Source organism: Paenibacillus luteus (assembly GCF_006542765.1).
Lineage (GTDB): Bacteria > Bacillota > Bacilli > Paenibacillales > Paenibacillaceae > Pristimantibacillus > Pristimantibacillus luteus.
Genome location: NZ_SKCD01000087.1, coordinates 1 through 636 on the forward strand (window position 1 = coordinate 1; position 636 = coordinate 636).

Annotated in this window: 1 pseudogene; it reads right to left on the reverse strand. The window is 53.9% G+C overall.

What is annotated here, in order from left to right:
- Positions 1–535, reverse strand: a pseudogene (locus E0496_RS35805) (hypothetical protein); the annotation flags it as partial.
- Positions 536–636: the final 101 nt, after the last annotated feature.

Sequence of the window (636 nt, forward strand, 5' to 3'; positions counted from 1 at the left end):
CTCTGCTTCCGCTAACTTCCGCATCCAAGCTCGCTTTATTTGTTATTGTTGCCGACTTTAGCACCAAATACAGCGTTCCGTTCTCATTGCTTGTCGCTGCTAGCGTATTCGGCGTCAATACACTCGTCCCGACACCGGATAACGTTGGGGCGGTTATGTCTGGGTTCGTCAGGGTCACGTCCGCAGATGCCGTAGATACGTTTCCTGCTGCATCGACCGCATAGACCACATATGTGCCAGCCGTTAAGCCTGTGGTCGGGATTGCCGCAACGCTTGCTGCTGTCGCTGCTACGCTCGTTCCTCTGCTTCCGCTAACTTCCGCATCCAAGCTCGCTTTATTTGTTATTGTTGCCGACTTTAGCACCAAATACAGCGTTCCGTTCTCATTGCTTGTCGCCGCTAACGTATTCGGCGTCAATACACTCGTACCCACTCCGGACAATGTTGGTGGGGTTATGTCTGGGTTGGTGACGACTACGTCTGCGGATGACGCAGAGACGTTCCCTGCCGCATCGACTGCATAGACTACATACATGCCAGCCGTTAATCCTGTGGTCGGGATTGCCGCAGTGCTTGCTGCTGTCGCCGCTACGCTCGTTCCTCTGCTTCCGCTAACTTCAGCATCCAAGCTCGCTT